The following is a 25916-nucleotide window of genomic DNA, read 5'->3' on the forward strand; positions in this document are numbered from 1 at the left end:
CACGACTGAGTGAAACGAAGGAGTGTCTAACACTCGAGGCACGAACCACCACCCCATCTCCCCACTTTCTCCCGTTCCCACGTCCTGAAATCAACGGGATGGTTCAAGTGTCGGCGAGGCGATGATACGTGTATGTACGAAGACATTCTCATCCCCACAGACGGAAGCGTCGGAACGGGTCGAGCACTCGAACACGCACTCGAACTCGCAGGGCCTGAGTCGACGATTCACGTCCTTTCGGTCGTCGACCAGCGCGTCTACCTCGCCGCCGGTGGCGACCAGCAGGATGCGGTCATCCAGTCGCTCCGAGACGACGCCATCGAGGCAGTCGAAGCGTGTGCTGAAGAGTGCAGAGAGACGTGCGAGACGACGACGGCAGTCCGCGAGGGCGTCCCACACCGAATCATCCTCGAATACGCCGACGAACACGATATCGACGTGATCGTGATGGGAACCCACGGACGGACCGGCCGCGACAAACTCACGTCGCTCGGCAGCGTCACCGAACGCGTCGTCGAGAACGCGAAGCGGCCAGTCCTCGTCGTCCACATCGAGGAGTAACACGACTGCGGGCGCACGTGGGTAGTGGCTCAGGAGCGTTAGGCCTAAGCCCACCGTGCGGGTTTTTTGCGTATGGAGTACCACGAGGCGGTGAACTTCCTTTTCGACCTCCGGCGATTTCAGGTCAAGCCGGGGACCGAGTCGATACAGCGGTTACTCTCTCATCTCGGCGACCCACACGAAGACGTGTCGTTCGTACAGGTTGCAGGGTCGAACGGAAAAGGAAGCACCGCCCGGATGCTCGAATCGACGCTCCGGCAAGCAGGACTGCGCGTCGGTCTCTACACGTCGCCACATTTCGACGACGTGCGCGAGCGCATCCGCGTCGATGGGCGGAAGATTCCGAAATCCGCGCTCTCGGCGTTCGTGGCGGAAGCGAAACCGTACCTCGTCGAACGCGCTGCCGACGGTGAACCGCTGACGTTCTTCGAGACGATGACCGCCCTCGGAATCTGGTACTTTGCCGAGGCCGACATCGACGTAGCAGTTCTCGAAGTCGGAATGGGTGGCGAACTCGACGCGACGAGCGTCGTCTCCCCCGTCGCGAGCGCCGTCACGAACGTCTCGCTCGAACACACGGCGGTTCTCGGTGATACCATCGAAGAAATCGCTCGAACGAAAGCGGCCGTCGCACCGGCAGATGCACCTCTCGTGACCGGCGCGACCGGTGAGGCACTCGACGTCATCCGCGACGAAGTTGGCGACGTCGTGACCGTCGATGCGTTCGACACCGACGCCGACGTTCGGACCGCGTACGAGGGGCGAGTCAATCATCAGGAGGCGGCCGTCAGCGTCGCCACCGACGATGAGCAGCTCGACGTTCGAATCCCACTCTTAGGGGCGTATCAGGCACGCAATGCAGGTGTCGCCGTCGCGTTAGCCAGACAGGTACACCCCGACGTTTCTGCGGATGCGATTCACCGCGGCCTGCGAAACGCCCACTGGCCAGGTCGATTCGAGGTCATGGGAACCGGTCCGATGGTCGTCCTCGACGGCGCGCACAACCCCGCCGCCTGCGTGCAGGTTGCAACCGTCCTCGACGAGTTCGACTACGACGACTTACACCTCGTCTACGGCGTGATGCACGACAAAGACCACCAGGAGATGGTCGGTGCGCTCCCCGAAATCTCGTCGGTCACAACCTGCCACGCAGATATCTCACGGGCCGAAGACCCCGAGATACTCGCTGCCGTCTTCGAGCGTGCTGGCGTCGACGAAGTTCGAACGGGTGATGCCGTCGCCACCGCACTCGCCGACACAGTGGCACGCGCCAGCGACGACGATTGCGTTCTCGTCGTCGGGTCGCTCTACGTCGTCGCCGAGGCGCGAACGACGTGGACTCGGTCGTTGATTCCGAAGACACACCGGACGGTCGCGGACGCACAGCACACGCTCGAACAGGCAAACATCCCGACGCCGACAACCGACGTGGCGAAACACGGCGTCCACCGGACGATTCGAACCCGAGTGCAGAAACGCCAGGCGCAGACCATCCGAGAAGAACTGTCCGTCCTCGGCGGCGAGTGTGCGGTTTCCGGCCACGATTCGGCCGGTGAACTCGTCGATATCGTCATGATGGCGACGATAGACCAGTTCGAGCGGTTGGTGGAGACTCTGCAGGACCACCCGAATGCGCTCCCGGAACTCGCCACCGAAATCCGACGTAATCTCGAACCCGACGCCGACACAGCAACGCACGGCTATCCGTGGGAAGACGGGACGGCCGTCATGGGGATTCTCAACGTCACGCCGGACAGTTTCCACGATGGCGGCCAGTTCTACGATATCGACGACGCCGTCACGCAAGCCCAATCGATGGTCGACGCCGGTGTCGACATCATCGACGTGGGCGGCGAGAGCACCCGACCCGGAGCAGACGAAGTCGCCGTCGAAGAGGAGATACGTCGCGTCACGCCAGTCATCGAGGCGCTCTCGGGGCTCGACACGCTCGTGTCGGTCGATACCCGGAAAGCCGACGTCGCTGCGGCGGCCCTCGACGCGGGTGCAGACATCCTCAACGACGTCACCGGCCTCGAAGACCCGGAGATGCGCTTTCTCGCGGCCGACCGCGACGTGCCGGTCATCGTGATGCACAGCATCGACGCGCCGGTGATTCCGGACAACAAAATCGACTACGACGACGTGGTCGAAGACGTAATCGGCGAACTCACAGAGCGAATCCTCCTCGCGGAGAAAGCGGGCATCCCACGGCACAACATCATCGTCGACCCGGGACTCGGTTTCGGCAAGTCGAAAGCCGAGAACTTCGCACTGCTCGGCCGAGTGGACGAGTTCTCGGCGCTCGGATGTCCCGTCCTCGTCGGTCACTCGCACAAGTCGATGTTCTCGCTCGTCGGCGAGCAGACCGGTGACAATCTCGCGGCGACCATCGCCGGGACGGCTATCGCAACCGACCGGGGGGCAGATATCGTCCGCGTCCACGACGTCCCTGAAAACGTCGCGGCCGTGAACGTCGCGCTCGCGGCGCGCGATCCGGGTCGATTCGACGACGAGTAGCGGTTCTCTATTCGAAGACGGGCAGTGGTTCTCTATTCGAAGACGAGCAGTGGTTTTCGCTCTTCCAGACGTTTTTGACCGAGTGGTTCGTACTCTCGTCTGTGTGTACACTCATCCTCGCGTGGCAGGTGTTCGACGACGCACCAGTCGTCGTCGCCGCCAATCGTGACGAGTTACTCGAGCGGCCCGCCGAACCCCCACAGCGATGGGAAAACGGCGAGGGCCCCGGAATCGTCGCCCCCCGAGACGCCGAAGCGGGTGGCACGTGGGTCGGCTACAACGACGCGGGCGTCTTCGTCGGCATCACGAATCGCTGGGTCGAAGTCGACGGTGGCGGCGAGCGCTCCCGCGGGCACCTCGTCCGCGACGCACTCCGCCACGAGACGGCCGAAGACGCCGCACGGTTCGTCGAACACTCGGTAGACGAGTACACCTACGACGGCTTCAACCTCGTCGTCGCAGACGAGAACGCGGCGATTTACTTCGAGTGGGACGGTGGCGTGTCGGTTCGGAATCTCGACCCCGGTGTACACGTCGTCGTGAACGTCGGAACGCACGACTCGTGGTTCGTCCCGGCGACGCACCCAGAGCGAGGCGAACAGCAGGCCGACAACGCTCGGCGACTCTGGGAAGCGCTCCAACCCGAACCGAGTGAGTCGATGGAGGCGTGGCGCGACCGGGCGAAACAAGCCCTCGGCGACCACGACTTCGGCGTCTGTGTTCACGACCCCGACGGGCGATTCGGGACGCGCTCGTCGTCGCTCATCACGGTCGGACTCCACGAATCGTCGTACGAATTTGCCAACGGGCCGCCGTGTCAGACCGCCTTCGAACCGGTCGAACGTCAGCATTAAACCACTCGCCCGACGTGTAGACTGTATGAGCGCGAGCGAAGCCGAATCCGACCTTTCTTCCGACGAGCGCGCGGGACTCGAACTCATCCGTGAGTCGGGCGGCATCCATCAGAGTGACTTCTGGAAAGAACTCGATATCTCCTCCCGTAAGGGCAGTCGTATCGCAGACGTTCTGGAGTCGCTCGAACTCATCAAACGAACACAGACCGTCTACAACGGGCACACGACGTACTACCTCGAACCCGCCGCTCGCGACCTGCAGTTTTCGATGCTCATGGCTGGCGACATGCTCTCGCCATTCATCGGAGAAGAAGAGATCAACGCGAACAGTAACGCCTTCTCGCAGTGGCTGATGAACCTCGCGTACGAGGAATACTAAGCCACCGACGCGACCGAATCACGGCGTCGTCGCTGTTTTCGAACCGAACGTTGAGTGACATCACTGAACGACATCGCCGTGTCGTCACTCGACACGTCTATCGTCGGTTCTGAGAAGAAAACGCGGAACCGCGGGATGCGGTTTACTCGTCGCCCGACTCGTCGTCCGACTCGTCGTCATCCTCGGTCGCCAGCAGGTCGTTGGCGACGAGGTGTTCTTCGATCTCTTCGTTCGACAGTTCGACGAAGCGTTCGGACTCGGCGGAGACCGTCGCAACGTCGACGCCGTCGGGCGCGATGCCGTCCTCGTTGGTCGAAGCGATGGCTTCGAGCGCGAGCGCGATGCCCTCTTCGAGGGTCAGGTCGTCGCGGTAGTTATCTTCGAGATGTTCCTGGTGGTCGCCGCGGTCAGCACCGATTGCGACGGCCTTCCACTCGTAGGGCGTCCCCGACGGGTCAGTCTCGTAGAGGCGCGGGGTGCCGTTTTCGACGCCGCCGATGAGGAGGGCCACACCGAACGGACGGGCACCGCCGACCTGCGTGTACTGCTGGATGTGGTCGGTGACTTCCTTGGTCAGTGTCTCGATACCGATCGGTTCGCCGTAGCGGAGGCGGTTGACCTGCGACTGGCGGCGGGCGAAGTCGATGAGCTGGCGGGCGTCGGCGACGTGGCCGGCGCTCGCGATGCCAACGTGGTCGTCCGCCTTGTGAATCTTCTCGACGCTCGTCGGTTCCATCAGTGGCGAGCGAGAGCGCTTGTCTGCCGCGAGGACGACACCCTCAGGTGTTCGAACACCGATGCTCGCAGTGCCGCGCTTGACGGCCTCGCGAGCGTATTCGACCTGATAGAGTCGACCATCCGGCGAGAAGATAGTAATCCCGCGGTCGTACGCCTGTTGTTGCGCTTGTCCCTGCATAGAGTATCACTCGAAATCGAGTTGCGTCGCGCCCGTGAACCCGTCCGGCCCGCTGACGTCCAAGAGTAAGTTGCGGACGACGGCAGTCCGGGATTCGTTCTCGAACACGACGTCTCTCTCCTCAGAAATTCCGGTCCGGCCGTGTAAATACCTTTCCGAACAGGCACGTACCGTGCCGGAGACACCGCGCACTCTCACACCCACCGGATGGTCGTCGACTGCGTCGATACAGGCCAGTGCTGCCCGCGCGTCGTCGACGTGGCCACGACGGGCACGAACGATCGTCTCGGCAACGCACTCGTCGAAGGTGAACCCGAGGACGGTCAAGTCGGCGTCCGCACTGCCGACGTCGCCGTAGAGATTCTGGGCGGCGAACCACAGTTCACGCTGGAACGACCCACGACGAAGCGTCGCGTCGGGCCACGTCTCGAGTTCGACGGCGAGATATCGCCAGCGAGGTCGGAGGTGTTTTGGGAGATGTTTCATGTTACTCCTCGGGTGAACGGGCGCGCTCGGCAACGAGGACGCCGACCTGGTCGTGGACGGCCTCGACAGCGGTGAGGACGAACCCGGCGTCCGTGAGAGCGTCGGCAAGCATGCCGACAGTTGCCGGGTCGTCGACTTCCGGCGAGTAGAACGGTTCGGTCGGGTCGGGCGTCCCGAAGAACATCACGTCACCGAGGACGAAGCGCCGGGGTTCGAGGTCGGCGATACGCTGGATGGCCTCGCGTTTCTCTTCGTCCGGGAGGTGGTGCATGGCGAAGTTGGAGACGACGACATCGATTTGCTCACCGTCTGGAACGTTCGGGTCGCGGAAGCGGCCCTCGCCGAACTCGACGTTCTCGATACCGACTTCGGCGGCCTTTCTACGCGCCTGTTCGAGCATTCCCTCGCTGATGTCGCGGCCGATGACCCGCTTGGCAGCCGGTGCGAGTGCGAGCGCAATTGCACCCGTCCCAGTTCCGAGGTCCAAGACCACGTCGTCGGGTGACGGGTCAGCGTAGTGGACGACGAGGGAGACACACGCGCGGTATTCGTCGCTGTCCTGTGTGTCGTCGTACTCGGGAGCGAGTGCCGAAAACCGGGCCGCGTGTTCCTCAATCGTCTTCTTCATATCGACCTCGTTTGACGCCCGGAGCAATGAACGAATCGGACGTCCGCTCTCGGTTTCGCGCGGTCAGTCGGCCCCACTCGCGAAGCCCGTCCAGAATCTGTTCACGGTCGAATCCGATGACCTCTCCCAGTGCGCCCAACTCGCGAGGCGCGCGAAGTTCGAGATGCGAGTGCGCGCCGGCAGAGACGACGTACGGCACGTCGTAGTATTCGACGAGTTCTCGGAGCTTTCGAAGCCCCGACAGCGCCTGGACGCGGGTTCCACCCTCACTCCGGAGCACTGGTCCGAGGTCGAATTCGACCCGGACGCCATTGTCCCGGGCGGCCTTCGCCAGCACGTGGTTGAAGTTTCCGTGTCCGGCCATCGGGCGGGCGAGCACGTCGACTCGGGGTTGTTCGACGGCGAATCGGTTGAGTGCGTTCGTCCCCCCACGGAGGATGACGAGTTCGCGTTGTGGGCGGTAGTTCCCGACCGACCCGCTGGCGTGGTCCGGGTCTGGAGCGTCGATTTCGACTGCATCGACGACATCGACCTCGAACTCGTCACGGAGGCGGTCGAAGTCGGGACGTGCGTCGAGCCCACGGACGACCACGCCGTCGTACCCGTATCTCTCTGCGGCGAGAGCGACGCGACTTGCCGTGCTCTCGCCGTCTGGGTGTGCGTAGACCGCCTCGTACATATGCCGACGATGGGTGGGGTGGAAAAAGGGCGTTGCGTTCCTGACCGGTCACGGAGGTCCCGAAAACCGAACACGCTCGCTCGTGGTCGTCATCGGCGCACGAGGAACGCGACGGCGAGGAGTGCGACGACACCGGTTGTGATGCCAAGTCCGGGGACCGAAATCCCAGAGAGCGGGCCGGTTGGCGTCTGTGTCGTTGTCGTCTCTGCTGTCGTCGTCGTCTCCGTCGTCGTCGTCTCTGCGGTCGATGGACTGAAGGTGAGTGTCGAGTTTTCGGGCATGTTCTCGGTCACGAGCGTCCCACCTATCTCGTGGACGATGCTCTCGTTGCGACGTATCTCGACTTCGACTGGGCCACCGCGCAATGGGGCCAACTCTGAGAGGTCGAACTCGACAGCGAACGAGCCATTTTGTTCTACTTTGACCGCTTTCGAGACCAAGAAGGGATGTGTGCCATCGACGGATTTGACGCGAACACCGATGACCGTCCCGGATTCGAACGGGGTCGTCCCGGTTATCTTCTGGCTGCTCGTCGCACCGAGGACGAGCTCGTCTCCCTGATAGTCGATGGAGGTAGTGCCGTCGCTAGCGGCGACACCGGCTGACGCCACGACGAGGACGAAAGCGAGAACGAGGAGAGCGTGTGGAGGGCGCATCGTTCGAATCGTACGTTCGGCCGATTATGAACGTTTTGATTGAACGACACTTAGGAGAGAATCGATTCGACTGCATCGACCAGTGCATCGGCCGCAGTTCGAACGTCGTCGGTCAGGACGTACTCTCGGTCGGCGTGTGCGACGGCACCCTCGTCGTCTGCGAGCACACCGGGGCCGAAGACGACCACCGGTGCGGGCGAGAAGTACGACGCTTCGGTGGCGGCGGTGAACGGCCGAACGTCGCCACGACCGCCCGCAGCACGCGACGCCTCGGCGACCGTCGTCACGAGTTCGTCGTCGGGGTCGGTCGCAAACGCTTCGAGGAACGGTGTCGGGCGCTCGGTGAGTTCGAACTCGACATCGACGTTCTCGGGAACGGCCGACTGGAGCGCGTCCAGAAGCGACGACCGGAATCCGTCTGCTGTCTCCGGGGGGACGCTCCGTCTGTCGACGACGAGCCGACACGCTGCCGGAACCTGATTCGAGTTCTCGCCGCCATCGACCATCGTCGGCGTCAGCGTCGCCTCCCCGAGGTCAGGGTGTGCCGCTCGGCCATCGTCGAACGACCGGAGGACCTCGAGAACGGAGTCGAGCGCATCGATAGCGTTTGCACCGGATTCGGGTTCTGCGGCGTGAGCGGCGACACCACTGAGTGTGATTGTCCCTTCGAACCGGCCTTTCGCGGCCGTACACACGTCGAGTCCAGTCGGTTCACCGACGATGTACAGATCTCCGTCGACGTCGAGGGCGGCGGCACCCGTCGAGAGCAGTTCTTCGTCTGGCGTCACTGCCAAGGTAACCCGTGCAGCTGGTCCCGGCTCGGCTGCAAAGAAAGCCGCGAGAAGTGCCGCGAGCGGACCTTTCGCGTCACACGACCCACGGCCGTGGATGATACCGTCTTCCCGAGCGTACGCGACGTGCGGTGAGACGGTGTCGATGTGCGTGTTGAGAACGAGATGTGTTTCCGGGTCGGACGCACCCTTCGAGGCGATGGTGTTGCCGGCGTTGTCAACAGTTGGGTCGGCACCGTGAGCGTCGAGCGTCTCCACCAGTAGGTCACGCATCGGACCGACATCCTCGTTCGAGGCCACAGGAACGGCCCGTTCGAGAAACGAGACTGGGTCGAACCTGTCGCCGCTCATCGGTCGCGGAAGACGGTATCTGCTTCGCCGTCGCCCTCGTAGACTGCCGGGCCACCGAGGAGTGCAGACCCCTTGTCGGGGACCGTCACTGAGAGCGTCCCACCGGGTGGGGAGACGCGGACTGGGTCGTCACCGGAGATGTGACCGAGTCGCTTTGCGGCGGCGACGACTGCGACCGCACCCGTCCCACAGGACTGCGTCTCGCCTTCAACGCCGCGTTCGAAGGTTCGCTGTCGGAATCCGCCGTCGCCATCCGGCGAGGCGAGCGTGACGTTCGTCCCATTGGTGAAGCGTGGTGCGTGTCGAATCGACGGGGCAATCTCTTCGAGGTCGACGTCGTCCACGTCGTCGACGAACGCGACAGCGTGCGGCACGCCCGTGTTGACGGCCGTGACAGTCAGTCCCTCGACTTCAGCTTCGACGAGTTCGTCGTCGCTTTCGAGCGGAACGTCTCGCGGGTGGAACGACGGAACGCCCATCTCGACGGTCACGTCGTCGCCGTCGAGCGTCGCTCGTCGGGTTCCGGCGGGTGTGTCGATCATCACCACGTCGGAGCCGGTTCGGTCTGCTGCCCACGCGGCGGCGACGCGAGCGCCGTTTCCACACATGGCGGCAACAGAGCCGTCTGGTTGGACGAGCGTCATGACGACGCGTGGCGGGTCGTACTGGGATTCGAGTGCGAGAAAGAGCACGCCATCTGCGCCGCGTCGGGTGCTTTCAGGGAGTTCGATTCCACGCTCTCGGTCGCAGTGGATGCGTGCGAAGGTGGGGCGGTCAGGGACTGGGTCTTCGGCATCGACGACGAAGAAGTCGTTTCCAGTGCCGTGGAACTTTTCGAATGGAATGGTGTTGAGTACGCTCATGGTTCTCTGTGTGCTTGGTCAGTTAGTAGTGTGGTCGGATGCGGTTCGTTCGAGGAGGACAATGTCGTCGAGGGTCTCCCGGCGGCGTGCCACGCGGTGACCGTCACCGTCGAGGACGACTTCCGGGGGGCGCGGCCGAGAGTTGTAGGTGCTCGCCATCTCGTAGCCGTACGCGCCTGCGTTGCCGATAGCGAGAACGTCTCCGCGCTCGGGTCGAGCGAGCGGTCGGTCTTCCGCGAAGACGTCGCTCGTCTCGCAGACCGGGCCTGCGATGGTGGTCGAAACGGTGTCGGCGTCGGGACGAGAGAGGTTCGAAATCGCGTGGTACGCGTCGTACATCGCCGGTCGGAGCAAGGTCGTCATACCAGCGTCGGTGCCGACGACGACCGTCTCTGGGAATTCCTTGACGGTGTTGACAGCAGAGAGGAGAACGCCCGCGTCGGCGACGACGTAGCGTCCCGGTTCGATAGCCAGTTGGGCGTCTGTCTCGCCGAGCGCATCACGGGTTGCGTCAGCGACTGATTCGAGGTCGAGTGGTGGTTCGTCGTCGTGGTAGGGGACGCCGAATCCGCCGCCCACGTCCACGAATTCGAGACCGTCGATGGAGCGAGCGAGGTCACCCATCCGACGGACGAGTTCGCGGTGTGCCGAGAGGTCGTCTCCCGAGATGCCGCTGCCTGCGTGGGCGTGGACGCCGACGAGTTCGACGTCGTCACGAACGCCCTCGGCGACGCTCGGAACACGGTCGATTGGGATGCCGAACTTCGCGTGACCACCGGTCTGGACCTTTTCGTGGTGGCCCGCGCCGATGCCCGGATTCGCCCGGAGACAGAGTCGGCCGTCGAACCCACGGTTCGTGAGTCGGTCGATTGTCTCCTCCGCACCGACCGTGATGGTCATCTCGGGATTGGCTTCCCAGCGAGAGACGACGTGGTCGAGGTCTGCCGCCGGCGGGTTGACTGCCGTGTATCGGATGCGGGTGCCCGGGAACCCCGCTTCGAGGGCGCGTTCGACTTCGCCAGCGGACGCACATTCGGCGTCGAGGCCGGCGTCCAGAACAGTTTCGAGGACTGCCTGCCCGGTGTGTGCCTTGACGGCGTAACTAATGTGGGCTTCTGGGAACGCCTCGCGGAGTCGAGTACAGTTCTCGTGGACGCGCTGGAGGTCGGTCACGTACAGCGGCGACCCGAACTGCGACGCGAGCGACAGGAGTTGCTCGCGGTCCCAGTCTGCCAGTCGCCGGACGGCCGGGCCTCCGCCGCTCATTCGCGGAGTGCCTCCTCTCTTCGGGTCGCGTCGAGGGTGTCGTCTTCGATGTCCAGTGCGACGACAGCAGGCTTGTACGCGCCGCCGGCGAACAGGTCGTGGTCACCGAGCGACGACTCGACGAACCGGGTGAACGCGCGGCGGTTCGCCGGGAGGTGGCCGTAGTGAATCTCCTCGTCGACGAGGTCGTAGACGGGGATACGTGGCGTCAGAAGCGTGTTCTCACCGACGATGGAGTTCTCACCGACGACGAATCCAGAGGTGACGCGACAGCCGGCACCGAGTGCGGCACCGTCTTCGACGACGACCGGTGCGTCTTCGACGGGTTCGAGGACGCCACCGATGAGCGTGTTCGCGCCGAGTTTGACGTTCGCGCCGATTTGGGCGCACGACCCGACGGTGTCACACGAGTCGACGAGGGTACCGTCGTCGACGTACGCGCCGATGTTGACGAACGATGGGCTCATCATGATACAGTCGGACCCGAGGTACGCGCCGCGGCGGATGACCGTTCCGTCCGGTGTGTTTCGGGTCCCGCGGTCGGCGAGGTCCTCGGTGTCTCGGAGCGGCAGCACGTCGTGGTATCGAACGTCGCCGTACTCGCGGGTGAGTGTCTCGCGCAGACCGAAGTTGAGGAGGATTCCTCGCTTGACCCACTCGTTGGACTCCCACGAGGTCACCGCAGCCCCCGTCTTCTCGGCCGCGCGCACCTCGCCCGCTTCGAGGGCGTCGAGGAACGCATCCAGTGTGTCGAGTTCGTCTACGCTTGCCGACGCGGCGTCTACGTCGCCGTCGTCGTATCGCTGCCACAGTTCTCGTACGTCGTGTTCTAAGCTCATTCGAGTACCTCGGTGAAGTCGTACCACCCGGCGTCGCGGCCCGAGAGCCACGCCGCGGCGTCGAGTGCGCCAGCGGCGAAGACTCCACGCGACCCCGCGCGGTGTGTGAGTGAGAGTGACTCGTGATTTCCAGCCAGTAATACTTCGTGCTCACCGGCAATATCCCCCGCCCGACGAGCGTGGACTCCGATTTCGTCCTCGGTTCGGGGCGCTTCGCCCTCACGGCCGTGGACGCGTGGGGAATCTCCTCGGACGTCGTCGATATCTTCGAGGAGCGTCAGCGCCGTTCCGCTCGGCGCGTCGCGCTTGGCGTTGTGGTGCGTCTCTGTGAGTTCGATGTCGTAGCCATCGAGTGCCGGAACGGCCTCACGGACTGCACGGCGGAGTGCCGCGATACCGCGCGAAAAGTTCGACGCGTAGAGTACCGGAACCTCGTCTGCGGCGTCGCGGAGCGCGTCGAACCCGCCGTCGCTCAGACCGGTCGTGCCGGAGACGAAGGCGACACCTGACTCGGCACAGGCGGCAGCGTATTCGACACACGAGGCCGGACCAGTGAAGTCGACGAGAACGTCCGGGTCGTGTGCGGCGAGCAGGTCGGGAAGGTCGGCGGCGTCCTCGACGAGAACGCCTTCGATTTCGTCACCCGCCGACCGACTGACTGCGAACGCGACGTCGATATCGTCGCGGTCCGACGCGGCGGCGAGGACTTCCTCGCCCATTCGGCCGGTCGCACCGGTGACGGCGACTCGCACCGTCACTCGTCGGACCCCCCGTCAGGGAGTGCTGACTCGGCAGCGAGTTCGTCGAGGAGACGGCGCATCTCAGCGGCGTTTTCTTCGGTGAGGCGGGTCAGTGGCGGGCGCACGGCGGCTGGTCCGTAGCCACGAATCTCCATGGCTTCCTTGACCGGAATCGGGTTCGTCTCGGAGAACAGGTGCCGGCAGAGTGGGCCGAGTTCGTGATGGAGTTCGCGAGCGCGCTCGTAATCGCCCTGGAGTGCGGAGTGAACCATCGCGCCCGTGCGTGCCGGTTCGATGTTGGCGACGACAGAGATGGTGCCGACACCGCCGACCGAGAGAATCGGCAGCGTGAGGCCGTCGTCGCCCGAGAGCACGGCGAACTCTTCGTCCTGAGTGTACTCGACGACTTGCGAAATCTGGCCGAGGTCACCGCTCGCGGCCTTGTAGCCGGCGATGTTCGGGTGTTCCGCGAGCGTTGCGGCAGTCTCGGGGAGGATGTTGCTCCCGGTTCGTCCGGGGACGTTGTAGACGATTTGTGGGAGGTCGATTTCGTCGGCGATGGTTTGATAATGTTCGACGAGGCCCGCCTGTTCTGGCTTGTTGTAGTACGGTGAGATGAGGAGGAGTGCGTCGGCACCGGCGTCGGCGGAGCGCCGAGAGAGTTCGAGTGCTTCTCGGGTCGAGTTCGACCCGGAACCGGCGATAACGGGCACGTCCTCGACAGCCTCGACGACTGCTTCGACGACTTCGACGTGTTCGTCGTGAGTCAGCGTCGCGGATTCGCCGGTCGAACCGACCGGGACGAGGCCATCGACGCCCGCGCCTTCGAGGCGGCGAACGTCGGACTGCAGTTGTTCGAAGTCGATACTCCCGTCCTCGTGGAACGGGGTGGTCATCGCGGGGAAGACACCGCGAAGGTCAATTGTTGTCATGTGTCGTTGTGTGGTGTTGAGACGGCTATGGTGGAATGTGGGAATCGGTCGTTCAGACCGAGTGCGCGTCGAATCGGGGGCCGCCCGAGACGGGGTCGCTACTCCCGCAACGAGCGATTATGACGCGCGTTTTTTCGAAAAGAATTCGCCACGCGACGCTGTCGACCGGGTGGCGGCCGTAGCGAGTCGCGCGAAGTCGTTCACACCAGATGCAGGTACTGGAGGCATAATATAACTTGCGCACTCTGCAGGACCTGCCACACTGGCTGAGGTGGGTTTGAACCCTTCTGCAGCGTCTGTCCCGTGTACTCTCGGGCAGAATCTCGGCGTTCTCATCGGTGAAAACACTCCCGGACGGTTATTACCCCGTGGCGTGCAACCGAAGGACGAATGACGGAGATTCACCCAGACCAGCGCGTTGCCATCTTGGCAGACGCTCAAAACCTCTATCACACGGCACAAAGCCTCTATTCACGGAATATCGACTACTCTTCCCTGTTAGAGAAGGCGACTGCGGAGCGCGCACTTACGCGCGCAATCGCCTACGTTATCAGGGCGGATTCGCCCGACGAAGAACGGTTTTTTGATGCACTCGTCGACATCGGTTTTGAGACAAAGATCAAGGATATCAAGACGTTCGGAGACGGTTCGAAGAAAGCAGATTGGGACCTCGGTATCGCACTGGACGCGGTTAGCCTCGCCAACCACGTCGATACGGTCGTTCTCTGTTCGGGCGACGGCGACTTCGAGCGCCTCTGTTCACACCTGCGACACGAGGGCGTTCGGGTCGAGGTGATGGCGTTTAGAGAGTCGACAGCGGACGAACTCGTCGAGGCCGCAGACACGTTCATCGACCTCTCGGAGCGAGAAGCGACGTTCCTGCTGTAACTCCGCTACTCGAAGTTCGGAATCACCGACTCGCCGTCGATATCCGGTTTCGGTTCGGCAACTCGCTGTGGGACTCCAGCGTCGTGTGCTTCGAAGAACGCGACGGCGTAGGTGTACCGGAACGTCGTCAACAGCATCTGTGCTGCCAGTGATATCGCGACGACGGCGAGAATTTCTGTCGTCGAAAAGCCGAGGCCACCCGGAACCGTTCCCGGAGTGACGCCGTCGGCGCTCTGAACCGCCTGGAGGTTCTGGAACGTCCGGAAGAAGATGAATCCAGTGACGGGAATCGAGACGAGAACTCCGACGACGAGTTGGATGACCGAGTAGCCGAGCGTGGAGACGACGTTGTTCCGGACGAGTCTGTAACTTTCTCCGAACGATTCAATCGCGCCTGCGTCGGCGACGACGACGGCGACGGGGAAGAACTGGATGAAGAAGTTGACCACGATGAACGCCAGTAAGAGGAGGCCGAGGATGACGAGGGCAATCAGGAGTCCGCCACCGAGTGCGACGTCGCCACCTCCTGCGAGAGACCCGATACCGATGCTGAACACCAGAACTGTCGCGACGATTGCGAGGACGATACCGAACGCGATGACGATTCCCAGTTCGACGATATTCGCAAGGAGCAAGGGGACGTACTTTTCGCGACCAACGGCCGTCAGCGTCGAGAGCGTCGTCCTGCTCTCATCGCTTTCGACTGCTTCGTTGGCCATCCCGTAGATACCGGCGGCGACGAAGGGCGTGACGAAGAACGTGAGTACCTGAAACAGCGTGGGTACGAACGGAATCTCTGCCAACTGTGTTGCGAGTTGCGGAAGCGTGATGAGGCCGAGGGCGAGTCCACCGAGGAACAACACCGGATTCCGCCCGATGCCCTGGAGCGCTGTTTTGAGAGAGCTAATCGCTGCCATATGCCCGACGTGTCGATGCGGTTATACGTAAAACAGCGGGTCGATTCTCGATTACGCGGTGGGCGATGACGCTTTGACGACGGTGGCGAACGCGCCGACTGTCGCTGTGGCGGCGAGAAGGGCAGACAGACGGCTATCGAGGGCCGTCTGGGTGAGGAGAGCACTGCTCGCGAGGAGGAGAATCGTCCCCACACCTGCGAGCCGAATATCGACTGACATACTCGGACGGCGGTTACTCCGGTACTTAGTACTTATTTTCTGATTCGTCTGTGTTGTCACTTCACACGCGTTCGGCCGGGACCGCGACCCACTTTAGGTGGCAGGGCAAAAGACGGGTATGACTGAAGCCGATGGGTCCGATCTGGGGGACCTCCGAATCGTTGCAGAGTACCAGTTCGGGGCCGGTGCGGGCGACGCGTTGTTCCCCGAAGACGCCACTATCGACGTCTCTCGTTCGCGAAGCGGTCGTCCACGACAGGTGTACGTCGCAGGCGAGCGAGTGACCTCCTACGGAACCGACGGTCGCTTCACGCTCGGTGTTGCGGGTGGCCACCGACTCCGTGCGGCGCTCGACGACTCGGCGTACACCGTCGTCGTCGGCGACGAATCGATTCCGTTCGTCCGCGACGGCAAGAACGCCTTCGCGAAGTTCGTGACCGACGTCGACCCAGCCGTCCGCCCCGGCGACGAAGTGTGCGTCGTCGGTCCCGATGGTGAACTACTCGGGGTGGGCCGTGCAGAACTCTCTGCAGATGCGATGCTCGACTTCGAGACGGGGATGGCCGTTCGCGTGCGTGAAGGCGCTGGAAGCGACGAATAGCGTAGCTGGGAGCGACGAATAGAGTAGCTGAAAGCGACGAACAGGGATTGGGAGACGCGTTTTCTACAGATACGGTGCGAGGCCGAGTGCGGAGACGAGTGGGACGCCCGCGACGACCGACCCGACGAGATACCCACCGATTGCGCCGCCGTTGAGAAGTGGCAGCCCTGCGTGGGCACGGCCTTTCATCACTGCCCACATGAGCCCGGCAAAGCCGACGAAGGTGCCGACCATCGCGAGCAATGCGGGAAGATTGAGCGCTGGAAGGGCGGCGATTCCGAGCGATGGAGCGCTCGAGAAGAATGCCGCCGACGCGACCATCACCGTCGGCATGACGGCATCGCCGAGGCCGATGAAGAACGCGTCGCGGTCGCTGGGGTCTGCGTCGTCGCTGTCCGCGGTTTCTGACTCTCCGTCGTCAGCATTCTCACCGACCTCGTTCGCGTCGCGAGCGAAGTCTTCGTCCAGAAGCGAGTAGGACCACGTCGTCGGGATGACGAGAACGACCGGAATTCTGAGGTCCATCACACCTGCTGCGAGGTCGAGCATGTGCTTGGTCTTGTAGACGCTGATAGCGTCGTAGACGGCGAGAATCGACAGGAGGACGATTGCCGGCAAGAGGCCGAAACTGATGCCGAAGAGGCCGGCAGCGCCCGCGCCCATGAGAGCCCCCGCGGTGTCGATGACGTACCACTCGGGGTAGACGAGGAGCGCGATGGCGACGGCCGCCGAGAGGCCGATTGCGAGGAGGCCATTCGGGAGGATGGCGGCGAAGACGTACCACGACAACACCCCGCTCGTGAAGATGATGATGCCTCGGATGAGCTGGTCGAGGTCGTATTTGAACGCCACGAGCATGAACGCCGTCATTCCGATGATAGCGCCGATGTAGAGGAGGCTGTTCGCGGGGTCGGTGGGGTCTTCGACCGTCTGGTAGCCTTGCTCGAAGAACGTCGGGACGAGTGCGAGCGCACCCACCTGGACGACGAGAAAGATGAGGGCGGCGAGGGCGACACCTCGATAGGCGCGGCGTGACATACCACTGCGTTCCAACCCGAAGGCTTTGGGGATTGCGCTCTGGCTTCGCTATCGAGCGTAGAGTTTGCTGCCGACCAGTCGTGCTGGGTTGTCGTCGTCTGCCGTGATAGCGACGTACGGCCGGTCCACGGGGCCGAACACGTCGACGATTCGGCCGACTGTCGAGAGCGACTCGTCGAGGACCATCGTCCCGATGTCGGGCGTGTCGTCGTCGTCGAGACGGACGATCGCGAGGCCCTGTGCCGTTCGAGAGACCGTTCCGATTCGCCGCATCAGTCTCGGAGGATGCCGACGTAGGCGGCGACAGCCTGTACGATGTCGTTCTTCGTCGCGTCGTCGGCGTTGTCGACGAGGACGCGACCACGCGTGTCGAACTCTCGTGGATAGCGTTTGTCCCGTTCGATGACCGCGTCGTACCCGACTTGCTGGACTGCTTTCGCAATCTCGTCGACGGTCGGGTCTTCGACTGCGGCCGACTGCGCGACTCGCCGACCTTCGCTGCGTGAGAGAGAGGCGTCGAGGTAGGCAGGGTAGATAACGTTCTCGACCATACACCTGTCTCTGCAACCCGACGGTAATACGGTTGTGGTCTCTGTGGGTCGCGAGTAGTCGGAGTCAGTACACCTGTCAGAGGTAAATTATTATATCCTTGACTAGATTGTGCGGCTATGAACGTCCTCGGATACGTTGGATTCGTCTCGTTTTTTCTCTTGCTCGGAGCTTTCGTGAAGTGGTTCGACCCGGCAGCGGTGTCTCAACTCTCTCGGCGACTGGGCCTGAGCGGTCTCAAAGCGTGGGCCATCGCAGTCGTCGCGTTCCTGTGGTCGTTCTTCCCGGTCCTCGCAGGGGCCGAAATCGGAGACGAGATTTGGATTATCGGTGCGTCAGTCGCGTGCGTCGGGTTCTTCACTGCGACGATTGCTGCCGGGTCCATAGACGAGTATCGCCTCCTGCAGCGCGTCCCCTACGTCGCCCCCGAAAACGTCGGAACGAGCGGTTCGAACACTATCGTCGCAACGTCTGGCGTCCCACAAGTCCCCGACGACGGAGAGGAAACCGAGTTCACGACGCCACTCTCCGGAAAACCAGCCATCCACACCGATTGGATTGTCCAACGCCGGGAGAAACTTGGTCTCCGCGACGTGTGGAAAAACGTCGCCGAAGGCGTGAAAGTCGCCGAGTTCGCCCTCGGTGACGGTGCAGTCAGCGTCACGCCGGGGCGGCACCGAGTGTTCACTACCCGTTACTGGTCGACGACCATCGACTTGGACGACGATATCGATGAATCCGTGGCAACGTTCCTCCGTGAACACGCCGAACTCCCATCTCCCACGTCCTCGGACGAGCGACTCAAAATCACCGAACAGTACATCCCAGCCGACGAGCCCGTCACCGTCATCGGACACGTCGAACAGACCAGAGAACCGGGTGTCGTCCGCATCGAAGGGGGACCCATAGACAAACTGCTTGGAACCCACGCCGACCCCGGGGAGGAATCGAACGGAGCGGCAGAGGCAATCCTGATTCGCGGCGATATCACCGATGCGAGGTCGACGATGCGAAAACGCGTCTACTGGCTTGGTCCCCTGAGCCTCGGGATGATTCTCGGCGGGCAACTCCTCTCGTTCTGGCTCTCGTCTGCGAGTCTCACGGCACTATTCTGAATACCCAGTCGGGGCTGTGGAGCTCTCCACGTCGACAGATTGAAGATTTCATAGAATATCCAACAAATCCCAATGCAGCTCGTTCTCGATTACGGCGGTGTCATCGTCGACCACGGCGACGAACGCGAACAGTCGCATATCCTCGGTGTCGACCCCGAGAGCGACCCCTATCCCGGATGGCTCGCCTACTTCGCGTTTCGAGATGGCTTCGTTCAGACGACGAGTGGATACGTCGAACTCCTCTCGACGCTCACGGGAGCGTCCCGCGATGCGTGTCGTGAGTACCTCGAAACGACGTGGCTCGACCCAGAGTTTCCAGAGGAACACGTCGACGTGCTCCGAAACCTCGCAGCCGACCACACACTCGTCCTCTTTGGCAACATGGCGCGTCCGTGGGTCGAGACAGTTCTCTCGGAACACGGCGTCCTCGAATGCTTCGACGAACTCGTCGTCTCTTCGGACCTGCGACGGTCGAAACCCCATCCAAAAGGGTACGTCGAGTGCCTTCCAGCAGGCGACGAACCAGTCGCCTTCGTCAGCGACGAGTACAACGAGGACCTCCTGATGGGCGAAACGTTCGGCATGACGTCAGTGTGGGTCGAAAACGACGACGAGACGCCGTACCGAGAGCCCGACGTTCGGATTTCGACGTTCGCTGACCTTCCAGACATCCTCGGTACGGACGGAATTCAGCCCGGTCACTAGTTCGTCAACTACGGTCGCGGATACTCTAGGGAACGTTCACGGATACTCTAGGGAAGCCTCTTCGAAGCGCGTCGACGCGAAAACAGAGACTATCGAGAAGGACCGGACTGAGCGGTTATCGGCGTCGTGCGAGGAGTGCCACGACGGCGAGCGCAGCGACAGACGCGAGTGCACCGAACCCGGGCGCACTGCTTTCGGTGGTAGACTCTGGCGTCGCGGTCGTCGTAGTCGTCGATTCAGCCTGCTCTTCGGTTCCCGTCTCGGTCTGCGTGTCGGTCGTCTCCGTCTCCGACTGGCTCTGGAGTTCCTGATATCGCTCGTAGGCGTCGGGGTGGACGGCCTTCAGAATCGCCTCACTCGCGTCGATTGCGCGTGGGGCTGGTTGCTGAAGGTTGTTCGCGTCCACGAGGATGACGTTGTCCTCCTGGATTGCAGTTGTGCTGTTGTACGCAGGACCACTCGGAATCGGTGCGTGGTCGGGAACGACGAGGTACTCGGGATTCATCTCGACGACGAGTTCCTCGTTGAGTTGACCGAACCCAGTGAAGTTGGCCTCTGCGGCCCCGTTACGGAGGCCAGCAGACGTCATCACGTCAGAGATGAACGTGTCGCCACCGGCGGCGTAGCCAAAGAACACGTTGAGGCCGACTGGCCGGTCGACGCCCTCCAGTGCGCGCTCCATGTTCTCGAGAGCGGTCCGCATCTCGTCGGCGCGTTCGGCACCCGCTTCACAGTTGCCAGTGATGCGGCCGATTCGTTCGGTCTTGTCCGCGACGGCCTCGAGCGAGTCACCACTCTCGAAGACGACGACAGTCAGGCCCGCGTCGCGAAGTTGTTTGATGCGGTCTTTCTCGACCGTATAGGTGGTGTTCGGGACGAGCACGATGTCGGGTTCGAGTCCGATGACTGCCTCGACGTTGAGGCCACCCGAGCCAGAGATGTTCGTCTTCTCGTTCGCCCCGTCGAGATACAGGGCGAACTGTGAGACACCGACGACCTGGTCTTTCGCGCCGATCTCCCACATCGTCTGGGCAGCGCTCGGGTTCGTCGTGACGACACGCTCTGGGTTTTCAGAGATTGTCACGTCGGTTCCCGTCGCATCGGTCACCGTCATCGGGAACGAACACTGTGCAGTGTGGTCTGCGGCGGTAACCGGTGCCGGAACCCCGGCGAACACGGTTACGAACACCAGCAGTGCAGCGATGTATCGTTGGTTCACACTAACCGCCTCGTCGATAGTTCAATAAATATTTACCTAATGAAAGCGCGGTTGTGTTCGATGAACGTTCGAACACGAGCGACCACGTGGGCATTCGGTTTGACTGCCTTCCTGGCGCTCGTCGTGGTCGTCAGCGCCGGAATCGGCCACGTCTCCATCCCGCCGCAGACTGTCGCGCTCGTCCTCCTCGATGCACTTCCAGTTCCTGTCGGTCTCTCTCTGAGTGGCGCAACCGTCCTCCCGCTCGTCGGGTCGGTGCCAGTTCCGTCCATCGAGTTCGCGTCGCCGTTTTCGGCAGCTGTGCCCAGAACTGCACAGATTATCGTCGTCTCGGTTCGGCTTCCTCGCATTCTCCTCGCGGCCCTCGTCGGTTTCGCGCTCGCCACTGCGGGCGTCGTCATGCAGGGGTTTTTCAGAAATCCGATGGCTGACCCGTCCATTATCGGTGTCTCGTCGGGTGCGGCCGTCGGTGCCGTCGCCACGATTGCACTGTCGCTTTCGGTTCCATTCGGACTGCAGGGGGCAGCCTTCGGGTCGGCCATCGTCACCGCATTCGTCGTCTACATGCTCGCGACACAGGATGGTCGCACACCCGTCGCAACGCTCCTCCTCGCAGGTGTCGCGGTGCAGACGTTCCTCGGCGCAGTCATCTCGTTTCTCCTCTTGCAGAGCGGTGAGAGTCTCCGACAGGTCGTCTTCTGGTTGATGGGTCACCTCTCGGGGGCGACGTGGGACGAAGTCGTGCTGCTCACGCTCGTGCTCCCGGTTCCGTTCGCCGTCTTGCTCGCGCACACCCGTGACCTGAACGTCCTCCTCCTCGGCGAAGAAGACGCACACGCACTCGGCATCGAAGTCGAACGCACGAAGCAACTGCTCCTCGTGACGGCGAGCATCGTCACGGCGGCGGCAGTGGCAGTCTCCGGCGTCATCGGATTCGTCGGCCTCGTCGTCCCACACATGCTCCGGTTGGTCGTCGGCCCAGACCACCGACTCCTCCTGCCTGCATCGGCACTCGCTGGCGCATCGTTCCTCGTCCTCACAGACACCATCGCTCGGTCTGGCGCGGCGGAAGTTCCCGTCGGTGTCGTCACTGCGGCACTTGGCGCACCGTTCTTCCTATATCTCCTCAGAACTCGGGAGGTGCGGTCACCGTGAGCGACGATTCGGTGGACGAACAGTCCGCACCAACCACCAAATTCGCCGACTCCGCACCGGCCATCAAACTAGACGGCGTCTCTGTGTCACTGGGCGGTCAGACAGTTCTTGACGGTATCTCTGCCGATATCGACGGCGGAACGTTCGTCGGTCTCATCGGTCCGAACGGCGCGGGAAAGACGACGCTTCTCAGAGTTCTCAACGGGTCGCTCTCACCCGACGCTGGCGTCGTGCGCGTGGCGGGTGAGAACGTTCACGCACTCTCATCGAAGGCGGCGAGTCGCCTCGTCGCGACGGTTCCGCAGACGACGAACGTCACCTTCGATTTCCCCGTCCGCGAAGTCGTTCGGATGGGTCGAACGCCACATCGTGGTCGATTCGATGGCTGGACAACGGCCGACGAAGACGCAGTCGAGGCCGCGATGCGTCGAACTTCAGTCGATGCCCTCGCGGACCGACCGGTGACGGAGGTGAGCGGTGGCGAACGACAGCGAGTCCTCATCGCGCGGGCACTCGCACAACAGACGCCGACGCTCCTCCTCGACGAACCGACCGCCAGTCTCGACATCAACCATCAGGTTCGAACGCTCGAACTCGTCGACGATTTGGTCGGTGACGGAACCACTGCGGTGGCCGCGATTCACGACCTGAATCTCGCGGCACACTACTGCGACGTACTGATTCTGCTCGCAAACGGACGCATCCTCTCGGCGGGCGACCCCGCGGCGGTCCTCTCCGAATCCAACCTTCGAGCAGCGTTCGACGCCGAGGCGGTCGTCTCGCGACATCCCGTGACCGGGTCGGTGTACGTGACTGCGCTTCCGTCGTCGTCTGGGTCTGCGGATGCGACCGGTCGTGTTCACGTCGTCGGCGGGGGTGGAACCGCAGCACGCTCCCTTCACGTTCTCTCGGCAGCAGGGTACGCGCTCTCTGCCGGCGTGCTCAACGAAGGCGACACCGATGCAGAGGCGGCGCGTCGGGTCGGCGCGGACCTCGTGACGGTCCCTCCGTACGCACCTGTCGACGACGCGGCGCGGTCCGCAGTCGAATCTCGAATCGATGCTGCCGACGTCACCGTCGTGGCCGACGTCGAAGTCGGCGAAGGGAACCTCGCAAATCTCGACGCAGCGACGTCCGCAGACCACCTCGTCCTCGTCGAAGAACGCCCCTTTGCCGACCGAAACTACGCGGGTGATGCGGGGTGGTCGGTCTACGAACGACTTCGCGAACGTGGTCGCGTGGTCGAACCCAGTGAATTACTCTCTGTCGTCGGCGAGTTGGCCTGTGAAGCGGCCGGTGAATAACTCGTCGTCTGCCGGTTTTCGACGGAGTGAGTTCCCCCGGCTGTGTCAGTCGGAACCGGCGGTTAGTGGTTCTCTGAATCTGGCTACACACCACATATTCAAGACGTGTGCGTGCGTTTATTAGTTCGATTTCTGAGAGGAACCGCAGATGAAACTCGCACTTATTGGGGTCGGACAGGCTGGTGGGAAAGTCGTCGACGCCCTCATCGATTACGACCGGCGGACGCAAAGTGACTACATCGTCGACGCGATCGCAGTCAATACGGCCCGTGCTGACCTGATGGGACTCCGGTACGTCCCCAAATCTCACCAACTCCTCGTTGGGACCTCCCGCGTGAAAGGCCACGGTGTCGGTGCGGACAACGACCTCGGCGCGGAAGTGACTGCAGAGGACGTCGGGGACGTTCTCTCGATGATCGACGACTTACCGGTTCACGAGATCGACGCGTTTCTCATCGTCGCCGGACTCGGCGGTGGAACCGGGTCTGGCGGCGCGCCGGTCATCGCACGCGAACTCAAGCATCTCTACACCGAACCCGTCTACGGCCTCGGCATCCTCCCCGCACGTGACGAGGGTGGCATCTACACACTCAATGCGGCCCGGTCGCTCCAGACGTTCGTCGCCGAAGTCGACAATCTCATCCTCTTCGACAACGAGGCGTGGCGACGGACGGGTGAGTCCCTCGAAGCGGGATACAGCGAAATCAACACCGAACTCGCCCGCCGATTGGGTGTCCTCTTCAGCGCTGGTGAGACTGACGGGTCGAGTGCCGTCGCTGAATCAGTCGTCGACGCGTCGGAGATAATCAACACGCTTGCCTCGGGTGGAATCTCGACGATCGGATACGCGGCCGTCGAACTCGACAGGCCCAAGCGAGGTTTGCTCTCTCGACTCTCGGGAGCGCCGTCGAACGCCGCCGACGATGGCGAATCGATGAACCGTATCACGAGTCTCGTCCGCCGCGCCGCCCTGGGCCGCCTCACGCTCCCGTGTGAAATCGCTGGGAGCGAACGCGGACTCGTCGTCGTCGCCGGGCCACCGGAGTTTCTCTCTCGACGCGGCATCGAACGCGGCCGAACGTGGTTGGAAGAAGAGACTGGAACGATGGAGATTCGCGGCGGTGACTACCCCGTCGAATCGAACTTCGTCGCCGCTGTCGTGCTCCTGTCTGGCGTCTACAACGTCCCTCGGGTGAAGGAGCTACAGGCAGTCGCCATCGAGACACAACGAGACATGCTCGCCAAACGAGCGTCGAGTGCGGAATCACTCGACAAACTCGTGGATTCCGGAGACGACAGGCTCGAACCACTGTTCTGAGGGAGGCACCCGGATTTCGGGGGTTCTGGAGGCCGAACTTTGACGAACAGACGGGGAAGGGTCATATTCTATGGGTGCGAAGACTCGATTAATGGCCGAGTACCCGCTGAAGCAACGGTTCGTGCTCGATACCTCGCTTTTTCTTTCCGAGGAGATTCGCGACGACGACGAGACGTTCGAAGAGGCAGTCGAACGACTGCTCGACACCATCGCCGCTGCTCGGTTAGATTTGAACATCTCGTGTTACATGCCGCCTTCTATCGCAGCCGAACTGGAACATATCCTTCGGGAACGTGGCGTCTCTGAGGACCTGCTCGGCAAACTCGACACGTGGGTCATCAAGAAACATCCCGACCGATACGAGGTGTACATCCCTGCAGAAATCGTCTACCGCTTCATCGACGAGATGTCCGACCGAGTCAACCGTGGCCTTCGCGTCTCCGAGAAAGCGGTCCGAAAGGCCGAAGAGACCAGACGCAAGTCGGATGGAGAATCGAAACTGTCCGACGTGGATAAAGTCATCTCCGACCTCAGAGAAGATTACCGGGGTGCCCTCAGACAGGGCGTGTTGGACTCACGCGAGGACTTCGACTTGCTCATCCTCGCGCGGGAACTGAACGCTGGCGTCGTGACGGAGGATACGGGTATCATCAGTTGGGCAGCAGACTTCGGTCTCAGAAACCTCCGTGGCCGGGCGTTTCCGACGCTCCTCGAAGAGTATCTCATGGCGCTCGACGAGCCACACCCACAGAGTCGAAGCGAGTGGTAATCACCCGACTCGAACGAACGTCGGTGCCGACTCGATGCCCGTCGTTAGTACATGTCGTCTAACTCGACGAACGAATCTCCCGTCGCACTAACCCACTTGGTGAGGAGTTCCGTTGGCGTCGCGTCCTCGGGATAGATCGTGCACTCTTCTCGCCCATCGGGACCACTCACGATACGCGACGTGAGTCGAGGGCGTTCTGGGAGATTCGTGGAGTGGTCGGGCGTGTGCGCCGATTCCGACCCCATTACTCTCCCCCCGGTATCGCAACTTCGAGGCCGTGTTCGTCACCTAACGAGACGGTGACCGAGTCGACATCTGTCCGATACTGGCTCGTATGGGTCCCGTTCATGCGTACCTGAAGCGTCTCGTCGACGAGACGGGCGTTCGAGAGATGTTCGAGTTTTCGGTAGGTCGTCGAGAGCGGGATATCACACTCCTCAGAGAGTTCCTGTGCGGTCAGTGGCGTGGTCGAGCCCTGGAGGGTCGTCAGTATCCGACGGCACGTCTGATTGGACAGCGCGTCGAGGACCATCTCCGCGTACGACTCGGCAAGGTTCGGTCCCTCGACGGTGTTCTGTCCAGTCGGGTTGCGCGTGAGGCCGGTCTGCATGCTCACTCGTCGGTTAGTCCGCCCGCTCCGTCTCATCGTACCCCGCATATT

Annotated in this window: 31 protein-coding genes; 12 read left to right on the top strand and 19 right to left on the bottom strand. The window is 62.5% G+C overall.

Features of this window, described 5'->3' with window-relative positions; genetic code table 11:
* Positions 1-132: 132 nt before the first annotated feature.
* The 4 genes from ACK3SC_RS06390 (at position 133) to ACK3SC_RS06405 (ending at position 4311) form a co-directional block, all read left to right on the top strand.
* The gene (locus tag ACK3SC_RS06390) at positions 133-561 is read left to right on the top strand and encodes a universal stress protein (RefSeq protein WP_416839278.1); all 429 of its coding nucleotides are present in this window, start codon (positions 133-135) and stop codon (positions 559-561) included.
* 72 nt (positions 562-633) lie between these two features.
* Positions 634-3078, top strand: coding sequence for a dihydropteroate synthase (gene folP / locus ACK3SC_RS06395; protein WP_416839279.1), 2445 nt, complete (start codon positions 634-636; stop codon positions 3076-3078).
* Positions 3079-3179: 101 nt separating this feature from the next.
* Complete coding sequence (locus ACK3SC_RS06400) at positions 3180-3932, top strand: NRDE family protein (RefSeq protein ID WP_416839280.1); 753 nt, start codon at positions 3180-3182, stop codon at positions 3930-3932.
* Positions 3933-3957: 25 nt separating this feature from the next.
* A complete protein-coding gene (locus tag ACK3SC_RS06405; RefSeq protein ID WP_416839281.1) occupies positions 3958-4311 on the top strand; it encodes a helix-turn-helix transcriptional regulator in 354 nt (117 codons plus the stop codon).
* A 142-nt stretch (positions 4312-4453) separates the two neighbouring features.
* On the opposite strand, the gene psmA is transcribed toward ACK3SC_RS06405, so the two are convergent.
* From psmA to dapA, 11 genes are all read right to left on the bottom strand, one after another.
* On the bottom strand, positions 4454-5227 hold the full coding sequence (gene psmA, locus ACK3SC_RS06410) for an archaeal proteasome endopeptidase complex subunit alpha (RefSeq protein WP_416839282.1): 774 nt from the start codon (positions 5225-5227) through the stop codon (positions 4454-4456).
* 6 nt (positions 5228-5233) lie between these two features.
* On the bottom strand, positions 5234-5713 hold the full coding sequence (locus ACK3SC_RS06415) for an Rpp14/Pop5 family protein (protein ID WP_416839283.1): 480 nt from the start codon (positions 5711-5713) through the stop codon (positions 5234-5236).
* A 1-nt stretch (position 5714) separates the two neighbouring features.
* Positions 5715-6341: a class I SAM-dependent methyltransferase gene (locus tag ACK3SC_RS06420; protein ID WP_416839284.1), complete on the bottom strand. Its 627-nt coding sequence runs from the start codon at positions 6339-6341 to the stop codon at positions 5715-5717.
* Positions 6325-7020 (bottom strand): RNase P subunit p30 family protein, encoded by a 696-nt coding sequence (locus ACK3SC_RS06425; RefSeq protein WP_416839285.1) that lies wholly within the window; start codon positions 7018-7020, stop codon positions 6325-6327. Before ACK3SC_RS06425 ends, ACK3SC_RS06420 begins: the two co-directional genes overlap by 17 nt.
* Positions 7021-7109: 89 nt before the next feature.
* Entirely contained in the window at positions 7110-7676 is a 567-nt protein-coding gene (locus tag ACK3SC_RS06430) for a BGTF surface domain-containing protein (protein WP_416839286.1), read from the bottom strand.
* A 50-nt stretch (positions 7677-7726) separates the two neighbouring features.
* On the bottom strand, positions 7727-8818 hold the full coding sequence (locus ACK3SC_RS06435; protein ID WP_416839287.1) for a M20 family metallopeptidase: 1092 nt from the start codon (positions 8816-8818) through the stop codon (positions 7727-7729).
* Positions 8815-9681, bottom strand: coding sequence for a diaminopimelate epimerase (gene dapF, locus ACK3SC_RS06440; RefSeq protein ID WP_416839288.1), 867 nt, complete (start codon positions 9679-9681; stop codon positions 8815-8817). Before dapF ends, ACK3SC_RS06435 begins: the two co-directional genes overlap by 4 nt.
* A gap of 18 nt (positions 9682-9699) precedes the next feature.
* Positions 9700-10947, bottom strand: coding sequence for a diaminopimelate decarboxylase (gene lysA / locus ACK3SC_RS06445; protein WP_416839289.1), 1248 nt, complete (start codon positions 10945-10947; stop codon positions 9700-9702).
* Positions 10944-11786 (bottom strand): 2,3,4,5-tetrahydropyridine-2,6-dicarboxylate N-succinyltransferase, encoded by an 843-nt coding sequence (locus tag ACK3SC_RS06450; RefSeq protein ID WP_416839290.1) that lies wholly within the window; start codon positions 11784-11786, stop codon positions 10944-10946. Before ACK3SC_RS06450 ends, lysA begins: the two co-directional genes overlap by 4 nt.
* A complete protein-coding gene (dapB, locus tag ACK3SC_RS06455) occupies positions 11783-12544 on the bottom strand; it encodes a 4-hydroxy-tetrahydrodipicolinate reductase (RefSeq protein ID WP_416839291.1) in 762 nt (253 codons plus the stop codon). Before dapB ends, ACK3SC_RS06450 begins: the two co-directional genes overlap by 4 nt.
* Positions 12541-13458: a 4-hydroxy-tetrahydrodipicolinate synthase gene (dapA, locus tag ACK3SC_RS06460; RefSeq protein WP_416839292.1), complete on the bottom strand. Its 918-nt coding sequence runs from the start codon at positions 13456-13458 to the stop codon at positions 12541-12543. The genes dapB and dapA overlap by 4 nt, the downstream gene beginning before the upstream one ends.
* Positions 13459-13848: 390 nt before the next feature.
* Here dapA and ACK3SC_RS06465 point away from each other — a divergent pair, with 390 nt between their 5' ends.
* Positions 13849-14346, top strand: coding sequence for an NYN domain-containing protein (locus tag ACK3SC_RS06465; protein ID WP_416839293.1), 498 nt, complete (start codon positions 13849-13851; stop codon positions 14344-14346).
* Between the two features lie 5 nt (positions 14347-14351).
* On the opposite strand, the gene ACK3SC_RS06470 is transcribed toward ACK3SC_RS06465, so the two are convergent.
* Positions 14352-15263 (bottom strand): hypothetical protein, encoded by a 912-nt coding sequence (locus ACK3SC_RS06470; RefSeq protein ID WP_416839294.1) that lies wholly within the window; start codon positions 15261-15263, stop codon positions 14352-14354.
* Positions 15264-15314: 51 nt separating this feature from the next.
* Positions 15315-15482, bottom strand: coding sequence for a hypothetical protein (locus ACK3SC_RS06475; RefSeq protein WP_416839295.1), 168 nt, complete (start codon positions 15480-15482; stop codon positions 15315-15317).
* Positions 15483-15600: 118 nt separating this feature from the next.
* Between ACK3SC_RS06475 and ACK3SC_RS06480 the strand changes: the two genes are divergently transcribed.
* Positions 15601-16083, top strand: a complete 483-nt coding sequence (locus tag ACK3SC_RS06480) for a PUA domain-containing protein (RefSeq protein ID WP_416839296.1) — start codon at positions 15601-15603, stop codon at positions 16081-16083.
* A 63-nt stretch (positions 16084-16146) separates the two neighbouring features.
* Here ACK3SC_RS06480 and ACK3SC_RS06485 read toward each other — a convergent pair whose 3' ends face one another.
* The 3 genes from ACK3SC_RS06485 to srp19 are packed head-to-tail and all read right to left on the bottom strand — an operon-like array spanning position 16147 to position 17672.
* Complete coding sequence (locus tag ACK3SC_RS06485; RefSeq protein WP_416839297.1) at positions 16147-17121, bottom strand: presenilin family intramembrane aspartyl protease PSH; 975 nt, start codon at positions 17119-17121, stop codon at positions 16147-16149.
* Positions 17122-17169: 48 nt separating this feature from the next.
* A complete protein-coding gene (locus ACK3SC_RS06490; protein WP_416839298.1) occupies positions 17170-17394 on the bottom strand; it encodes an H/ACA ribonucleoprotein complex subunit GAR1 in 225 nt (74 codons plus the stop codon).
* Entirely contained in the window at positions 17394-17672 is a 279-nt protein-coding gene (gene srp19 / locus ACK3SC_RS06495; RefSeq protein ID WP_416839299.1) for a signal recognition particle subunit SRP19, read from the bottom strand. Before srp19 ends, ACK3SC_RS06490 begins: the two co-directional genes overlap by 1 nt.
* Positions 17673-17789: 117 nt before the next feature.
* Between srp19 and ACK3SC_RS06500 the strand changes: the two genes are divergently transcribed.
* Both ACK3SC_RS06500 and ACK3SC_RS06505 read left to right on the top strand, forming a co-directional pair.
* Entirely contained in the window at positions 17790-18785 is a 996-nt protein-coding gene (locus ACK3SC_RS06500) for a hypothetical protein (protein WP_416839300.1), read from the top strand.
* Between the two features lie 72 nt (positions 18786-18857).
* Positions 18858-19490: an HAD family hydrolase gene (locus tag ACK3SC_RS06505; protein WP_416839301.1), complete on the top strand. Its 633-nt coding sequence runs from the start codon at positions 18858-18860 to the stop codon at positions 19488-19490.
* 115 nt (positions 19491-19605) lie between these two features.
* Here the strand turns inward: ACK3SC_RS06505 and ACK3SC_RS06510 are convergent, their stop codons facing one another.
* On the bottom strand, positions 19606-20709 hold the full coding sequence (locus ACK3SC_RS06510) for a PGF-CTERM-anchored ABC transporter substrate-binding protein (RefSeq protein WP_416839302.1): 1104 nt from the start codon (positions 20707-20709) through the stop codon (positions 19606-19608).
* A 60-nt stretch (positions 20710-20769) separates the two neighbouring features.
* Between ACK3SC_RS06510 and btuC the strand changes: the two genes are divergently transcribed.
* From btuC to ACK3SC_RS06530, 4 genes are all read left to right on the top strand, one after another.
* On the top strand, positions 20770-21864 hold the full coding sequence (gene btuC, locus ACK3SC_RS06515) for a vitamin B12 ABC transporter permease BtuC (protein ID WP_416839303.1): 1095 nt from the start codon (positions 20770-20772) through the stop codon (positions 21862-21864).
* The gene (locus tag ACK3SC_RS06520) at positions 21861-23168 is read left to right on the top strand and encodes an ATP-binding cassette domain-containing protein (protein ID WP_416839304.1); all 1308 of its coding nucleotides are present in this window, start codon (positions 21861-21863) and stop codon (positions 23166-23168) included. The genes btuC and ACK3SC_RS06520 overlap by 4 nt, the downstream gene beginning before the upstream one ends.
* 148 nt (positions 23169-23316) lie before the next feature.
* Positions 23317-24486, top strand: coding sequence for a tubulin/FtsZ family protein (locus ACK3SC_RS06525; RefSeq protein WP_416839305.1), 1170 nt, complete (start codon positions 23317-23319; stop codon positions 24484-24486).
* A 91-nt stretch (positions 24487-24577) separates the two neighbouring features.
* A complete protein-coding gene (locus tag ACK3SC_RS06530; protein WP_416839306.1) occupies positions 24578-25255 on the top strand; it encodes an RNA ligase partner protein in 678 nt (225 codons plus the stop codon).
* 44 nt (positions 25256-25299) lie between these two features.
* On the opposite strand, the gene ACK3SC_RS06535 is transcribed toward ACK3SC_RS06530, so the two are convergent.
* Both ACK3SC_RS06535 and ACK3SC_RS06540 read right to left on the bottom strand, forming a co-directional pair.
* On the bottom strand, positions 25300-25500 hold the full coding sequence (locus tag ACK3SC_RS06535) for a hypothetical protein (RefSeq protein ID WP_416839307.1): 201 nt from the start codon (positions 25498-25500) through the stop codon (positions 25300-25302).
* Entirely contained in the window at positions 25500-25865 is a 366-nt protein-coding gene (locus ACK3SC_RS06540; RefSeq protein ID WP_416839308.1) for an ArsR/SmtB family transcription factor, read from the bottom strand. The genes ACK3SC_RS06535 and ACK3SC_RS06540 overlap by 1 nt, the downstream gene beginning before the upstream one ends.
* Positions 25866-25916: the final 51 nt, after the last annotated feature.

The sequence above is a fragment of the Haloferax sp. DFSO52 genome, from assembly GCF_048158745.1.
Taxonomy (GTDB): domain Archaea; phylum Halobacteriota; class Halobacteria; order Halobacteriales; family Haloferacaceae; genus Haloferax.

Coding starts and splice junctions, on each gene's coding strand:
- ACK3SC_RS06390 (WP_416839278.1), top strand. CDS start 133: ATGTACGAAGACATTCTCATCCCCACAGACGGAAGCGTCGGAACGGGT.
- folP (WP_416839279.1), top strand. CDS start 634: ATGGAGTACCACGAGGCGGTGAACTTCCTTTTCGACCTCCGGCGATTT.
- ACK3SC_RS06405 (WP_416839281.1), top strand. CDS start 3,958: ATGAGCGCGAGCGAAGCCGAATCCGACCTTTCTTCCGACGAGCGCGCG.
- psmA (WP_416839282.1), bottom strand. CDS start 5,227: ATGCAGGGACAAGCGCAACAACAGGCGTACGACCGCGGGATTACTATC.
- ACK3SC_RS06415 (WP_416839283.1), bottom strand. CDS start 5,713: ATGAAACATCTCCCAAAACACCTCCGACCTCGCTGGCGATATCTCGCC.
- ACK3SC_RS06420 (WP_416839284.1), bottom strand. CDS start 6,341: ATGAAGAAGACGATTGAGGAACACGCGGCCCGGTTTTCGGCACTCGCT.
- ACK3SC_RS06425 (WP_416839285.1), bottom strand. CDS start 7,020: ATGTACGAGGCGGTCTACGCACACCCAGACGGCGAGAGCACGGCAAGT.
- ACK3SC_RS06430 (WP_416839286.1), bottom strand. CDS start 7,676: ATGCGCCCTCCACACGCTCTCCTCGTTCTCGCTTTCGTCCTCGTCGTG.
- ACK3SC_RS06435 (WP_416839287.1), bottom strand. CDS start 8,818: ATGAGCGGCGACAGGTTCGACCCAGTCTCGTTTCTCGAACGGGCCGTT.
- dapF (WP_416839288.1), bottom strand. CDS start 9,681: ATGAGCGTACTCAACACCATTCCATTCGAAAAGTTCCACGGCACTGGA.
- lysA (WP_416839289.1), bottom strand. CDS start 10,947: ATGAGCGGCGGAGGCCCGGCCGTCCGGCGACTGGCAGACTGGGACCGC.
- ACK3SC_RS06450 (WP_416839290.1), bottom strand. CDS start 11,786: ATGAGCTTAGAACACGACGTACGAGAACTGTGGCAGCGATACGACGAC.
- dapA (WP_416839292.1), bottom strand. CDS start 13,458: ATGACAACAATTGACCTTCGCGGTGTCTTCCCCGCGATGACCACCCCG.
- ACK3SC_RS06465 (WP_416839293.1), top strand. CDS start 13,849: ATGACGGAGATTCACCCAGACCAGCGCGTTGCCATCTTGGCAGACGCT.
- ACK3SC_RS06470 (WP_416839294.1), bottom strand. CDS start 15,263: ATGGCAGCGATTAGCTCTCTCAAAACAGCGCTCCAGGGCATCGGGCGG.
- ACK3SC_RS06475 (WP_416839295.1), bottom strand. CDS start 15,482: ATGTCAGTCGATATTCGGCTCGCAGGTGTGGGGACGATTCTCCTCCTC.
- ACK3SC_RS06480 (WP_416839296.1), top strand. CDS start 15,601: ATGACTGAAGCCGATGGGTCCGATCTGGGGGACCTCCGAATCGTTGCA.
- ACK3SC_RS06485 (WP_416839297.1), bottom strand. CDS start 17,121: ATGTCACGCCGCGCCTATCGAGGTGTCGCCCTCGCCGCCCTCATCTTT.
- ACK3SC_RS06490 (WP_416839298.1), bottom strand. CDS start 17,394: ATGCGGCGAATCGGAACGGTCTCTCGAACGGCACAGGGCCTCGCGATC.
- srp19 (WP_416839299.1), bottom strand. CDS start 17,672: ATGGTCGAGAACGTTATCTACCCTGCCTACCTCGACGCCTCTCTCTCA.
- ACK3SC_RS06500 (WP_416839300.1), top strand. CDS start 17,790: ATGAACGTCCTCGGATACGTTGGATTCGTCTCGTTTTTTCTCTTGCTC.
- ACK3SC_RS06505 (WP_416839301.1), top strand. CDS start 18,858: ATGCAGCTCGTTCTCGATTACGGCGGTGTCATCGTCGACCACGGCGAC.
- btuC (WP_416839303.1), top strand. CDS start 20,770: ATGAACGTTCGAACACGAGCGACCACGTGGGCATTCGGTTTGACTGCC.
- ACK3SC_RS06525 (WP_416839305.1), top strand. CDS start 23,317: ATGAAACTCGCACTTATTGGGGTCGGACAGGCTGGTGGGAAAGTCGTC.
- ACK3SC_RS06530 (WP_416839306.1), top strand. CDS start 24,578: ATGGCCGAGTACCCGCTGAAGCAACGGTTCGTGCTCGATACCTCGCTT.
- ACK3SC_RS06535 (WP_416839307.1), bottom strand. CDS start 25,500: ATGGGGTCGGAATCGGCGCACACGCCCGACCACTCCACGAATCTCCCA.
- ACK3SC_RS06540 (WP_416839308.1), bottom strand. CDS start 25,865: ATGCAGACCGGCCTCACGCGCAACCCGACTGGACAGAACACCGTCGAG.